Source organism: Tepidimicrobium xylanilyticum, assembly GCF_900106765.1.
GTDB lineage: Bacteria > Bacillota > Clostridia > Tissierellales > Tepidimicrobiaceae > Tepidimicrobium > Tepidimicrobium xylanilyticum.
In genome coordinates, this window is the sequence record NZ_FNNG01000002.1 from 368,585 (window position 1) to 381,916 (window position 13,332).

General features: G+C 32.5%; 13 protein-coding genes. 3 read left to right on the plus strand and 10 right to left on the minus strand.

The features are described from left to right. The first annotated feature begins 6 nt into the window (after positions 1-6). Positions 7-1,356 carry a transglutaminase-like domain-containing protein gene (locus BLV68_RS03985; protein ID WP_093751127.1) on the plus strand — a complete coding sequence of 450 codons (1,350 nt, stop codon included), beginning with the start codon at positions 7-9 and terminating at the stop codon, positions 1,354-1,356. 307 nt (positions 1,357-1,663) lie between these two features. Here the strand turns inward: BLV68_RS03985 and BLV68_RS03990 are convergent, their stop codons facing one another. The 5 genes from BLV68_RS03990 to BLV68_RS04010 all read right to left on the minus strand — a co-directional run bounded on the left by BLV68_RS03990 (position 1,664) and on the right by BLV68_RS04010 (position 6,085). Further along, positions 1,664-2,161 (minus strand): GAF domain-containing protein, encoded by a 498-nt coding sequence (locus tag BLV68_RS03990; RefSeq protein ID WP_093751129.1) that lies wholly within the window; start codon positions 2,159-2,161, stop codon positions 1,664-1,666. A 15-nt stretch (positions 2,162-2,176) separates the two neighbouring features. Next, complete coding sequence (locus BLV68_RS03995) at positions 2,177-2,530, minus strand: DUF3221 domain-containing protein (protein WP_093751131.1); 354 nt, start codon at positions 2,528-2,530, stop codon at positions 2,177-2,179. 42 nt (positions 2,531-2,572) lie between these two features. Further along, positions 2,573-3,550, minus strand: a complete 978-nt coding sequence (locus BLV68_RS04000; protein ID WP_093751133.1) for a D-cysteine desulfhydrase family protein — start codon at positions 3,548-3,550, stop codon at positions 2,573-2,575. A 141-nt stretch (positions 3,551-3,691) separates the two neighbouring features. Next, positions 3,692-5,182, minus strand: coding sequence for a carbon starvation CstA family protein (locus BLV68_RS04005; protein WP_093751135.1), 1,491 nt, complete (start codon positions 5,180-5,182; stop codon positions 3,692-3,694). Positions 5,183-5,500: 318 nt separating this feature from the next. Then, on the minus strand, positions 5,501-6,085 hold the full coding sequence (locus BLV68_RS04010) for an HDIG domain-containing metalloprotein (RefSeq protein ID WP_093751137.1): 585 nt from the start codon (positions 6,083-6,085) through the stop codon (positions 5,501-5,503). Between the two features lie 388 nt (positions 6,086-6,473). Here BLV68_RS04010 and BLV68_RS04015 point away from each other — a divergent pair, with 388 nt between their 5' ends. Together BLV68_RS04015 and BLV68_RS16085 are read left to right on the plus strand one after the other, a co-directional pair. Next, on the plus strand, positions 6,474-7,790 hold the full coding sequence (locus tag BLV68_RS04015) for a helix-turn-helix domain-containing protein (protein WP_093751139.1): 1,317 nt from the start codon (positions 6,474-6,476) through the stop codon (positions 7,788-7,790). Then, positions 7,790-7,924 carry a hypothetical protein gene (locus BLV68_RS16085; protein ID WP_268807605.1) on the plus strand — a complete coding sequence of 45 codons (135 nt, stop codon included), beginning with the start codon at positions 7,790-7,792 and terminating at the stop codon, positions 7,922-7,924. The genes BLV68_RS04015 and BLV68_RS16085 overlap by 1 nt, the downstream gene beginning before the upstream one ends. Before the next feature lie 105 nt (positions 7,925-8,029). On the opposite strand, the gene BLV68_RS04020 is transcribed toward BLV68_RS16085, so the two are convergent. The 5 genes from BLV68_RS04020 to potA all read right to left on the minus strand — a co-directional run bounded on the left by BLV68_RS04020 (position 8,030) and on the right by potA (position 13,311). Beyond that, positions 8,030-9,202 (minus strand): NAD(P)/FAD-dependent oxidoreductase, encoded by a 1,173-nt coding sequence (locus BLV68_RS04020; RefSeq protein ID WP_093751141.1) that lies wholly within the window; start codon positions 9,200-9,202, stop codon positions 8,030-8,032. A 398-nt stretch (positions 9,203-9,600) separates the two neighbouring features. Beyond that, a complete protein-coding gene (locus tag BLV68_RS04025; RefSeq protein ID WP_093751143.1) occupies positions 9,601-10,647 on the minus strand; it encodes an ABC transporter substrate-binding protein in 1,047 nt (348 codons plus the stop codon). Further along, a complete protein-coding gene (locus BLV68_RS04030) occupies positions 10,644-11,435 on the minus strand; it encodes an ABC transporter permease (protein WP_093751145.1) in 792 nt (263 codons plus the stop codon). Before BLV68_RS04030 ends, BLV68_RS04025 begins: the two co-directional genes overlap by 4 nt. Beyond that, positions 11,429-12,265, minus strand: coding sequence for an ABC transporter permease (locus BLV68_RS04035; RefSeq protein ID WP_093751147.1), 837 nt, complete (start codon positions 12,263-12,265; stop codon positions 11,429-11,431). Before BLV68_RS04035 ends, BLV68_RS04030 begins: the two co-directional genes overlap by 7 nt. Next, positions 12,262-13,311: a spermidine/putrescine ABC transporter ATP-binding protein gene (gene potA, locus BLV68_RS04040; RefSeq protein ID WP_093751149.1), complete on the minus strand. Its 1,050-nt coding sequence runs from the start codon at positions 13,309-13,311 to the stop codon at positions 12,262-12,264. The genes BLV68_RS04035 and potA overlap by 4 nt, the downstream gene beginning before the upstream one ends. Between the last annotated feature and the right edge of the window lie 21 nt (positions 13,312-13,332).

Here is a 13,332-nt window from a genome sequence, read left to right on the forward strand (position 1 = left end):
TTATTAATGAATAAATTGGAGTCCTTAATGGTAGGTTTACCAGAAGATGTAGAACGGTTAGTCATATATGGTCACTATTCAAAGGCACTAGAATTGATTAACCTATATATGACAAGGAATATCCCCGAAATATTAAAGGACAGGCTTAACTTTGAAAAAGATAGAATTAGAAGGCTTAAACAAGATTACATATATACCTTTGATGAAGCCCTATCTTTAGCAGAAAGCAAAATAAAGAATTTTACCAAGGAAGAATTGGAATATTTAATGGATAATAGATATGCTGATTGGATTTACATAGATGGTAAAATTACCCTTCATAAGAGATTCTTACAAAACTCCTTAAGAGTCCATCCTACTTTAAAGTCTAGGCTTCTTGAGCCTATAGAAGAACCAGCTAGCATACTTGATGAAACCATAGATGAAATAATGAATAAAGGTGAAGTTAAATATTTCTTCCATGTTAAAACTGGTTTAAAACTAAAAAGGAATTTGGCTAGAAAAGGAGAAAAAATATTAGTCCACTTGCCTATACCAAGAAAAGCTCAACAGATAAAAAATATTAATATAATTAGCACATCCCATGAACCAAAGGCTATCTCCTACGAAGAACACCCTCAAAGAACCATTTTTTTTGAAGAGATTGTCAAAGGTGACGATGAGTTTACCGTTGAATATTCCTATGAAAGCTATATCAAATATAGGAAACTAGAGAAAGCTAAGGTTTCTGAAAATCAGCCAACCTTTTATACAGAAGAGTATCTACCCCATATTCGATTTTCTCCTTTTCTAAGGGAGTTAGCTAAAGAAATTGTTGGCAGTGAAAGCAACCCATTGGTTAAAGCTAGGAAAATTTACGACTATATAACTAAAAATGTTCAATACTCCTATGTTAGACAATATGCCGCCATTATCAATGTTCCTGAATATGCAGCTTATAATCTAAAAGGAGATTGTGGCATTCAAGCCATGTTATTTATTACCCTATGTAGAATAGTTGGAATCCCTGCAAGATGGCAATCTGGGTTGGTAGTAAATCCTAATTATATAGGCTGTCATGACTGGGCAGAGTTTTATATTGAACCTTATGGCTGGCTGTTTGCTGACCCTTCCTTCGGTGGAAGTGGGCTTAGAAATAAGAATGAAAAGCGATGGAATTTCTATTTTGGACATGTAGATCCCTTTAGGATGGTAGCCAATTCTGAATTCCATTACAATTTCTATCCAAAAAAGAAATTCTTAAGGCAAGACCCCTATGATAATCAAGAAGGGGAGATGGAATATTTAGATAGACCCGTATTCCATGACGAATATGATGTAATACAAGAGATTGTTGAGGTTAGGAAAATAGAGTAATGTGTAGCTCATCTACACAAATTATGCATTTCGAATCGCAACAGTGACACTTGTGTTTATAAATTGTGAATTATCTATATATAAATATCAAAACTTGGTGGTAGTCACAACATATTTGAGAAGAACACCACCTCCAATTAAAGATTCAAAAAGTATCCAACTAAGGGAAAAAATTGTCTAGGTTTGTACTGTTTGAGCGAAGCAAGTTTACAAACCTATTTTTCCCTTATCGTGATATTGGCCAAATCTGGAGCCGAAAATGCTGTTCTTTATAAGTATGCCTAGGACTACCACCTTTTTCTATTGACTAAACATTGTTCCAATCGATGTATTCGTTTAAAATATTCACAAATTTTATAAAGTATTCCTTCTCTAATTCTGTAAATCTACCTTTTTCTGGACTATCTAAGTCTAGTACTCCATAAACCCTATCTTCCTTAATAATTGGGATGACCAATTCAGAATTAGAAGCTTCGTCACAAGCAATATGTCCTGGGAATTGATGAACATCTGGAACCAATTGGATTTCTTTTGTTTTTACAGCTGTTCCACATACTCCTTTACCTATTCCTATCCTATTACAAGCAGGAAGGCCTTGGAATGGTCCTAAAACTAGCTCTCCATCTCTTAATATGTAGAATCCAGCCCAATTTAGCCTTTCTACACAGGCCATGATAATAGCTGATGCATTAGATAAATTGGCTATATCATCTTTCTCTGAACTCAATTGGGATTTTAATAGCATATTCATATATTTTAGTCTTTCCTCTTCATTCATCTTTTTAATAGGATCTAATTTAAACATAGAGACTCTCCTTTACTATTCAATTATTATAATTTCTTTAGCAGTCCCTTGAACTGGATAAGATTCTGCTACCGGCCCATCGAATACGACTTCAACCGTTAACCCCTCTTCTAAATAATCCACTGTTACCTCTTGCTCATCTTTCAGTATCTTAGTATCGTCATTTATGGTTACATTAGCACTATCATATATGGTATCTTCTTCAACTTCCCCTTCTACTAGAATTCCTTGAATAAATAGATTTTCTTCATCTATATAGATTTCCGTTATCTGACCCCTTATGCCAATTTTCTCTGCTACTTCCTTGCTACATGCTGCAATTGCTAAAAGAATTATTAAAAAAAACGATATAAATATTATCCTCTTCATAATTACCCTCTTTTCTGACTCATATGTCAAATGAAGATCATTCTACTTAAGCAATCCCCTTTGTTCCCTATTCCAACCAAATATTCCCCCAGTGTGCATGAATAGAATATTTTCATGTTTATCAAAAGAGCCCTTTTTTATCTCCTCCACCAATCCATACATGGCCTTTCCAGTATATACTGGATCTAATATTATTCCCTCTAACTTTGCAATATAATTGATGAATTCTATTTCCTCAGGTCTATTTAAAGCATATCCTAAACCTGGATATCCATCTATTATATGTAGTTCATCTTCATTTACATCGATGCCTTTTCCAGTATATATAGCTATTTCATCTAGTAATTTTAGGACTATCTGTTGGAAATGTTCCTTCGTATCACAGATGTTAAACCCATAGATAGTTGCAGGGTTATTATTTACGCGATTCCCATAATATAGGCCTGCATAGGTGCCACCAGAGCCTACTGTAACTACTATTGCATCAAATTTAATATCTATCTGTTTTTCCTGTTCTAAAATTTCCTCCATGGCATTTACATATCCCAAAGAACCCATCCCATTAGAAGCTCCTTCAGGGATTATATATGCCTTATGACCTTCCACTTCTAAAGATTTCCTTATGTCCTCCATTATTTCTTTTCTATTATATTTATATTCCCCTTTGGTTACAAATTTTATCTTTGCGCCTAATAATTTATCTAAGAATAAATTCCCCTCTGCTTCCTCATTTTCATCGCCTTTTAATACTAGATAAGAACCTAAGCCTAATTTTGCTGCTACAGCTGCTGTAGCTCTTGCATGGTTTGATTGAATTCCACCACAGGTAATTAAATAGTCACAATTATTTTCTAGAGCCTCTCCTACTGAAAATTCTAGTTTCCTAATCTTATTTCCTGATATCTCCATCCCTGTTTCATCATCCCTCTTAATATAGATATTTCTTCCCAGTTCCTTACTTAATCTATTTAATCTTTCAATCCTAGTAGGTAGGTTAGCAAATCTAATCCTATTTACCATATTGCCACCTCCAATTATTGCTATTATATAGCCTGATCATATTATATCATAAAGATAGTAAAAAATCATTTGTACTAAGTGGAGAAGATAATAATACTAAAAAACCCGTTTAAACAAACGGGTTTTTTAGTATATTAATAATTATGCTAATACATTTTGTAGTATTTCATCTTTATTTGTATCGCTACGCTTTTTGATAAGATATACATAAGCTACAGTTAGAATGGCAGCTACTGCATAGGATAATACATAACTATTAGGATCAAGTCCAAGCCTTGACTCCAATCCAAAACCTATAGGCGCATGGAGTATGAAACTAGCAGTAATAAATGTATAGAACACTCCAGGTATAAGGGTTATAAAATAATTCCTTCCGTGAATTCTTAGATAAATGGTTGACATTGCTAAAGCGAAAATTGCAACAAACTGATTTGTAAAGGCGAAATACCTCCACAATACATTGAACCCACTCGGACTAGCCTTTGCCCAAATTAATATGAAAAATGCAGGAATAAATATCCCTAGAGTTAATGAAAGTCTCCTTTTAATATTCTTTTGATCGATTTTAAATTGTTCTGCAATCATAAGTCTTAATCCTCTAAAAGCTGTATCTCCTGAAGTTATAGGAAGAACGATTACTCCTAGAATTGCAAGCATTCCACCTATGCTGCCTAAAAATTCTTTTGAAATAATTCCAACCATTAATGTAGGTGCAGTTGCTATATCTGTTCCTTTGTTGAACATGATCATTGCACCTGCAGCCCAGCACATAGCTATGAAACCTTCTACAAGCATCATATTGAAGAAAGTAGTCCTACCTTCTTTTTCAGATTTCACAGTTCTAGATATCATCGTATTTTGAGTTGCATGGAACCCTGAAAGAATTCCACAAGCTACAGTTATGAAAAATACTGGTATAAATGGTAATCCATTGGGATGATGCCCAAATAATCCTGATGATAAGGATATATTAGTTAAATATTGTCCCTGTCCTCCTAGTATAATTCCGCCAAAGATTCCAACGGCTGAAATTACTAGTATTGCTCCAAATATAGGATAGATTCTTCCTATGATTGCATCTATTGGGAATAATGTAGATAATAGATAGTATGCAAATATTCCAACATATACAACCCAAGTTACAGGATTGTCAAATAGTGGTGCTTGTCCGATTATTTCATTAACGATTAAGTCTCCAGGTGTATATACGAATACAACACCTACTAATAACATTAAAATCCAAATTACAATGTTGTAGAAGTTAAAAACTTTGTCTCCTAAATACTTTCTAATAAGGCTTGGCATTTGAGCTCCACCATTTCTCATGGAGATCATTCCTGCAAAATAATCATGGGCTGAACCTGCCAAAATACATCCAATGGGGATAGTAAGAAAGGCTATAGGCCCAAACAAAATTCCTTGTATAGGCCCTAAAACAGGTCCAGTCCCAGCAATATTTAACAAATTTACCAATGAGTTTTTCCACTTGCTCATTACTACAAAGTCTACTCCGTCCGTTTTAGTAATAGCTGGAGTAGGTCTGTCATCTGGTCCAAATGCCTTTTCACAGTACGCACCATATATAAAACCACCAACAACAAGTATGATGATACCGATGATAAACGTTAACATACCATTTAAACCTCCTTATTATTTAAAATAATTATAAATAATAATGCAAATTGAAGCAATTTATTAAATAGTCCATCATTAATAATGATATATGAAAATATTTTTTTTATTGGATTTTTTTGCTAAAATGTCATAATTAGCATCTAAAATGCATATTTAAAAGATGAATTACATAATTCCCACTGGATTTTTTGAATGTTCTAAAATACATTCAAAAATTAACAGATTCGCTTTTTACATCACACCGACAAAATTTAATCTATACTCGTAACTTATTAGATCAAAAAAAGAGTCGCTTTCATATTAGCGACTCACAATTTAATCGATATTCCCTTTTAAGCCTATTTCTTCTGCAACTTTTTGCATTCCCTTAATAGTTTCAGCTATTACAGTATTTAAATCCATTCCTAACATCTCAGCTCCTTTTTCGATTATGGACCTATCCACTCCTGCTGCAAAACTAGTTTGATTCCACTTCTTCTTTACAGATTTTGGTTTCATATCTAAAATACTTTTACTTGGCCTAACTAACGCAGTTGCTGCTATTAACCCTGTCAATTCATCTACGGTATATAATACCTTGTCTATAGTTTCGACAGGCTCAACATCGGTACATATACCCCAACCATGGCTAACTATGGTCCTTATATATTCTTCTGGCCAATTCCTCTCCCTTAAAATCTCTTGAGTTTTTATACAATGATCCTCTGGATACATTTCATAATCCAAATCATGAACTAGGCCTATTACAGCCCATTTTTCCTTATCTTCTTCCCCAAATAACTCTGCAAAATGTACCATAACTGCTTCTACAGCTAAGGCATGTTTTATTAAGCTTTCGCTCTTATTATATTCTTTTAACAATTGAAAAGCCTCTTCCCTAGTTGGAATATATTTACTCATTATACTCATCTCCTTATCCTATGTAATATAATGTTTTAAATATTTCTATATCCTATAGTATATCACAACTGCTTATCTCCTTCTAATATAAGATGTTCCTTTTTCCAATTTTCTCATATCAAGCCTCAATGGCTTTTTTATTAATTCAATTAGCATGATAAGTCCACTATACCTCTCTTGGCACTTTAATTTAATTTATCAAACACTACTCGTATATCATATATTTTTATTATGTAAATGTATTTACATATATATTTCTATATGTTATAATTTATCTAAAATTATCATGATCATATAATTTTTAACAAAGAAATAAATTGATACATAATAAGTAATTTAATAGAAATTGGATTTAGAATTATAAATATCGCTGAAAAGGTTGATAATTATGAGAGATAGTAGCATTACAGTAGGTGAAAATATTAAAAGGATAAGGAAAGATTTAAATTTAAAACAGCATGAACTAGCAGGTAAAGATATTACAAGAAATTTAATTAGCCTTATAGAAAATGATAAAACTCCCATATACCATAATGTTGCCAATATTATTTCGATAAACGTTAATAGAATTCTTTATGAAAGGGGATTAGACGTCTATATACAGCCAGAAGATATATTAAACCCCGAAAGGTATGAAGCTAGGAAACAAGCTAATCAATATATAGAAAAACTCACCAAAAGGTTAGAAAAAAAAGATTATCAATTCCAATTAGAAGAATTAAATGAAATTGAAAACTTTCTGAATAAATGGAATTTTATTGATAAAAAAGTTAAAATCTATGAATTATTGGGAGACATTTTCTATAATGCTAAGGATTCAAATAGAGAGCATTACTATTATCTAAAGGCCTTAGAGATATCCTATGAGCATCCTTTTTTGAAGGAACGGTATAAGATAATCTTAAAACTTGTTTCAAATTATATTTTAACTGAAAAATTTGATGAAGCCATCAAATTATGTAATTTTGCCTTATCTACCCAGGATGATATACCAAGTAAATATAAGGGAGCATTTCATTATAATTGTGGACTAGCCTATTATTATAAAAAGGAGTATGGTAACTGCTTAAATGAATTGATAGATGCAAAGTATTATGTTACCACTAGTGATTATAGAGAAATAAAAAAAATATTGTTACTAGAAGGAATTTGTAATTGTGAGTTGAAAAATTACAATAGCGCAATTAGAAGTTATAATAAATTATTAGAAGTCTTAGAAGAAAATTGCGACCCTGAAGAACTAAGCCTCACATACATAAATATAGCACAAACATATATTGAAATGGAAGATATGGCTAAAGTAATGGAATTCTATACAAAGGCCAATAACTCTCTTCAAAACATAAGCGAGCAGTGTTTTGAGTTGCCAAAAATATTATTTAGTATGGTAAATATATGTAGCTACCTTAATGAGACTAATCTGTGCGAAACTTATTTATTAGATGCTTTGTGTTTATCAGAAAATCATAAGGACAAAAATTTATTTTCCAACATCCTTTCAAAATTACTAGATTTCTATGCAGAAACAGATCAATACAGTAAAGTTCATATGATATTAGAAGCATACAGTGACAAAATTTACAGCATTGGAATTAACAAGGACTTCATTGTTATTTTGAAAATTTTATATAGTCTTATTCAACAAAATAATAATTTAGATGCACTACAACTAATTAAAAATTTATTAAATAAGGAGGTGCAATAATGGATTTCAAGAAAAAAATAGCTCTTTTATTATCGATCGTTACAATAATAGTATCTCTAAGCACTGCCGCATTTGCAGGTCCAATTCATGCTCCACCATCTCCAATAAGGGATTCAATAGTTGAAAAATTTTAGATGGTAACAGTATTTTATCTCCAGTAATTTGAGAGAAATGTGATCGCACGGTCACATTTCTCTCAGTTTTTCTCTCATTTTCACATGGGCTATATCCAAATCCATCTATTTATAAAGAAGATTGGTGTAGGATTTCATATCCATCCTTTCATCAACTGCTTTTTTAAGCTTTGACATATCCCTTATATCACCAAACAATATTCCGCCAGTAATTCTGTCATTGTTAGCAAATATTTTATGATGTATATCTCCTTCCATGTATTCATAAACCCTATCAAAATTCTTCACATCTCCAACTGAAAATAATTTAATATCGTCTAATATTAGGGATGTGAAAAGCTTTGGTTCAGTATATTCCAATGTTTTTCCTGACATATTAGCTCCTGCAATCTTTCCTTGTTCATTGGCGGAAGTCCAGAGGCCTATTATCCTGCCATCTAATTCAATAACATCTCCTGCTGCATAAATATTTTCGATATTTGTTTCTAAATATTTATTAACAATTACTCCTTTATCAAAAGCTATAGGGGTATCCCTAACTAAATCTATATTTGGCCTAATTCCTACTGAAAAGAGAACCCCATCGCTTTTTAATATTTGACCATTATTTAGTAGTATGCCATCTACCTGTTCTTTTCCTAGTATCTCATCTGCTGCCGAAGAAAGGTATATGTTAAAACCTTTCCTCACCAGTTTATCTTTTAATTTATTAGCCAATTCCTCGTCTAATTGCTTTGGCAATAAGTAAGGTGCAAACTCTACTATACTTACATTTTTACCTAATTTTGTTAAGGACCAGGCTGCTTCCAATCCTAAAAGCCCACCACCTATTACGGTAATATTATTACATTTGTTAAAATAATTCTTTATATATTTTAAGTCTTTTAACGTTCTTAGTGCTAGTACGCCCTTTTTATATTTCCCAGCTATAGGAGGAATAAATGGTCTACTACCAGTGGCTATTAATAGCTTTTCATATTTGATTTCTGTACCGTCATCTAATCTAATTTTTTGGTCCTCTACATCTATTGTTTCAACTATTTTATTTAATTGAACTTTAATATCCCTTTCTTCATACCAACTATCCTTATTTACTAATAGTTCAGTCTCTTCGAAATCTTTGGATATATATTCTGTTAATTTTATTCTATAATAAGTATGGTAGGGTTCACTTGAAATCATAATAATGCTGCTTTCACTATCGTTATTCCTTATTTCTTTTGCAGCAGAAAGGCCTGCAATTCCATTCCCTATAATCAAATATTTAGTTGTCTCCATATCGTACCTCCTTGGGTAATAATCGTTAATTAATTATTACCCAAAGTTTTTGATAGTATTCACAAATTGAAATAAGGCATAGTTCTAAACATAATGGCAGTTCCCATATTTATAACTTTATTTTGCAGTAACCACGACATCTTAGGTAAGAATGCCCCTCCGCTTCAAGATTCTTGAAGTCTCACGATACGGGTACTTCAATCAAATCACTAAAAAAATCGGGACTTATCCTCTCAAATATGTCTTAATTTAGTTACATATTTTGATATGCTACAAAAGTTGGAAAGCATATTTATAAATATGCCTAAGACAACCATCTTAGTATGTAAAGTGTCATGGGATGCAAGATCTACCCCCGCATCCCACAATTTAAATCTTACAATTCTTAATTTACTATGTTATCTTTGAGCCTTGATTTCCAACCAAATTTCATCATATACCTTCAAGAAATCCTTTGGATCCTTAAATATTTCAAGATTTTCCAGCTCATGATCATCCGGATATGCTACCTTGCTGCTTGCTATATCTTCTGGTAGATATTGCAAGGCTTCGTAGTTTGCAGTTGAATAGCCTATATAATCTGTATTTTTTGCAGCTATTTCAGGCCTGTTCATAAAGTTAATGAAAGCCTCTGCCAATTCTTTATTCTTTGAAGTTTTAGGTATTACCATGTTATCAAACCAAAGGTTACTTCCTTCCTTAGGTATTACATATTCTAGATTGTCATTTTGCCGCATCATAGCAACAGCATCTCCAGACCATACTACAGCTAAAGCAGCTTCTTCAGCAATCATTAAATCTTTTACCTCATCACCAACATAAGCATATACTAAAGGCTTTTGCTTAATTAATTCTTCTTTTGCTTTTTCCAGTTCTTCCATATTTCTAGTATTCATTGAATAATCTAGTTTTTTCAATGCTATTCCAATGGAATCCCTTTGACTATCTAACATTAAAATTTGACCACTATACTTTTCATTCCAAAGGATATCCCAGCTATCTACGACATCGTCAACCATAGTCTTATTATAAATAATTCCTACCGTTCCCCACATATATGGTACAGAGTATTCATTATTAGGGTCAAATTCTAAATCTAAAAATCTATCATCTATATTTTTTAGGTTGGGAATATTATCTTTGTTGATTTTTTCCAATAATCCTTCGTTTATCATTCGTTCTATCATATAATCTGAAGGAAAAGCCACATCGTAGCTTGTTCCACCTTTTTTTATGCTGACATACATATCTTCGTTAGTTGCAAAAGTATCGTAATTGACTTTTACATTAAATTCCTTTTCAAATTCTGCTATTACATCTGGGTCGATATAATCTCCCCAATTATATACATTGATTGTTGGTTTACTATTACCACATCCTGTAAATAAAGCTCCTATTATTAATATTAGACTTAAACTAACAAAGGCTTTAAATATTCTTTTCAAATGATGTCACCTCTTTCACTAATACTTTTATTTGACCTGCTATTTATTATTAAAAGCAGAGATATTAATCCTATAAACATAATGGTGGATAATGCATTTATAACTGGATTTATTCCCCTTCTGGCCATAGAATAGACGGTAATGCTTAAATTGGTAACTCCTGCCCCCTTGTTGAAAAAGCTAACTACAAAATCGTCTATTGACAGAGTAAAGGCTAATAGAGCTCCCGTTACTATTCCAGGCATAATTTCAGGGATTATTACCTTCCTCAAAGCGTAAAAGGGGGTGGCTCCTAAATCCATAGCTGCTTCTGCTAAATGTTTATTCATCTGCTTGAGTTTTGGCAAAATGGACAATATAACATAGGGTATACAAAAAGTTATATGGGCTAAAAGCAAGGTAATAAACCCAAATTCAATCCTGAGAAATCTAAATAAAGTCATTAAAGATACAGCAGTTACTATATCAGGATTTAATACGGGTAAATAATTTAAGTTTAAAATTACTTTTTTTCTGATTTTTGGCATACCATAAATACCTATTGCAGCAAATGTACCAATTATCGTAGAAATAATGGCAGATAATACTGCAATAAGTATAGTATAATATAAAGCCTTTAACACTTCTGCATCCTTAAACAATTCCACATACCATTTAAATGTGAATCCACTCCAAGTGCCTCTGCTTCTAGAATTATTGAAAGAAAAAATGATTAAAACTATAATCGGAGCATATATAAATAGAAAGATTAATATTGTATACAATCTTTTTAAGGCCCTACTTACCATAAGCCTCCCCCTTCCTCTTTCTGGGAATCAAACTTGGCAGTAATTGCCATGGTCACAAGTATAAAGGCCATCATGATTATAGATATGGCAGACCCAAAATGCCAATCTCCAACCCATAGGAATTGCTGTTCAATTAAATTCCCTATAAGCATATATTGACCTCCGCCCAACAACCTTGAAATTACAAAGGTACTGACAGCAGGCATGAATACCATAGTAATTCCTGTGATTATACCAGGAATACTTAATGGAAAGGTAATTTTCAAAAAAACCTTCATCTTATTCGCACCCAAATCTTCTGCTGCTTCAATCAAACTATTGTCTATCTTAATTAAAACCGAATAAATTGGTAAAACCATAAAGGGTAGAAAATTGTATACCATACCTAGCAATACTGCTGAATCATTATATATTAAGTCTAGAGGGCTGAAACCCAATTTAGTTATAATATAATTTATGAATCCATTTTTACCTAACAAGGTCAACCAAGCATATGTTCGCAATAAAAAATTCATCCACATTGGTATTACAAGCAATAAAATCATAACATTTCTTCTACTGGGTTTTTCCCGAGCAATTATCATAGCCAAAGGATATCCCAACACTAAAGTAATTAGAGTAGATTTAAAAGCTAAATTAACGGATATCCACAATACGTCCAAATATTTCGGATCCAAGAAATTTCTAAAATTATCCAATGTAAATTGTAGACTGCCAAGGCCCCCCTCTTCACCAATAGTAAAGGAATATAGGAGGATTAATGCCAATGGAACAACAATAAATATTGCTATCCACAAAATATAAGGGTAAGAAGTCCATCTCATTTTCATCCTTCCATCACCTTCTTCATTATGTGGATATTCTCAGGTAATACCCTCATGCCTATTTCTGTTCCAGCTGGCTTCATAATAGTACTGTGAATCATCCAATCTATATTTCCATCTTTAACTATCATTTCATAGTGAACTCCCTTAAATGTCACAGATGTTACTACTCCTCTTAATTGCCCCTCTTCTAATGGAACTATTTCCAAATCTTCTGGGCGAATAACTACGTCTACTTTTTCCTTTTTTTCAAATCCCTTATCTACACATTTAAATACCTGATTTGCAAACTCTACTACAAAGTCATCATGCATGATTCCATCTACTATATTGCTTTCACCAATAAATTTAGCTACGAATACATTTTTAGGTTCATTATATATATCAACTGGAGTCCCTATCTGCTGAATCACACCTTTATCCATTACTACAATAGTATCTGACATAGTAAGAGCTTCCTCTTGATCATGAGTTACATAAACGAATGTAATTCCTACCCTCTTCTGCATATTTTTCAGCTCAACCTGCATATCCTTTCTAAGCTTTAAATCTAATGCTCCTAAAGGTTCATCTAAAAGCAAAACCTTTGGTTCATTCACTAAAGCCCTTGCTATGGCAACCCTCTGTTGTTGTCCACCACTTAAGGAATCGATAGATCTATTTTCATAACCAGATAGGTTTACTAATCTTAGCATTTCCTTAACTCTTTTCTTTATTTCATCCACTGGTATCTTTTTTATCTTCAATCCAAAAGCTATATTCTCAAATACATTCATGTGAGGAAACAGTGCGTATTTTTGAAATACAGTATTAATTTGCCTCTCATATGGGGGTAAGGTTGTTATGTCCCTTCCTTCAAATATGACCTTGCCTTCCGTTGGTTGCTCAAAACCTCCTATTATCCTTAAAGTAGTCGTTTTACCACATCCACTGGGACCTAATAGGGTTAAAAATTCATTTTTTCGTATATAAAAATTGATATTGTCAAGAACCTTGGTCCCATCGTATTCCATTGATATGTTCTTTAAATCAATAATGTGTGTCTTATCCATAATCTAAACCCCCTTAATCCT

Bases quoted from the DNA above. Each gene is read 5' to 3' on its own strand.
- BLV68_RS04035 (WP_093751147.1), bottom strand. From the start codon at position 12,265: ATGAAAATGAGATGGACTTCTTACCCTTATATTTTGTGGATAGCAATA.
- potA (WP_093751149.1), bottom strand. From the start codon at position 13,311: ATGGATAAGACACACATTATTGATTTAAAGAACATATCAATGGAATAC.
- BLV68_RS03990 (WP_093751129.1), bottom strand. From the start codon at position 2,161: ATGTTTAAATTAGATCCTATTAAAAAGATGAATGAAGAGGAAAGACTA.
- BLV68_RS04000 (WP_093751133.1), bottom strand. From the start codon at position 3,550: ATGGTAAATAGGATTAGATTTGCTAACCTACCTACTAGGATTGAAAGA.
- BLV68_RS16085 (WP_268807605.1), top strand. From the start codon at position 7,790: ATGGATTTCAAGAAAAAAATAGCTCTTTTATTATCGATCGTTACAATA.
- BLV68_RS04015 (WP_093751139.1), top strand. From the start codon at position 6,474: ATGAGAGATAGTAGCATTACAGTAGGTGAAAATATTAAAAGGATAAGG.
- BLV68_RS04030 (WP_093751145.1), bottom strand. From the start codon at position 11,435: ATGGTAAGTAGGGCCTTAAAAAGATTGTATACAATATTAATCTTTCTA.
- BLV68_RS04020 (WP_093751141.1), bottom strand. From the start codon at position 9,202: ATGGAGACAACTAAATATTTGATTATAGGGAATGGAATTGCAGGCCTT.
- BLV68_RS04010 (WP_093751137.1), bottom strand. From the start codon at position 6,085: ATGAGTAAATATATTCCAACTAGGGAAGAGGCTTTTCAATTGTTAAAA.
- BLV68_RS03985 (WP_093751127.1), top strand. From the start codon at position 7: ATGAATAAATTGGAGTCCTTAATGGTAGGTTTACCAGAAGATGTAGAA.
- BLV68_RS04005 (WP_093751135.1), bottom strand. From the start codon at position 5,182: ATGTTAACGTTTATCATCGGTATCATCATACTTGTTGTTGGTGGTTTT.
- BLV68_RS03995 (WP_093751131.1), bottom strand. From the start codon at position 2,530: ATGAAGAGGATAATATTTATATCGTTTTTTTTAATAATTCTTTTAGCA.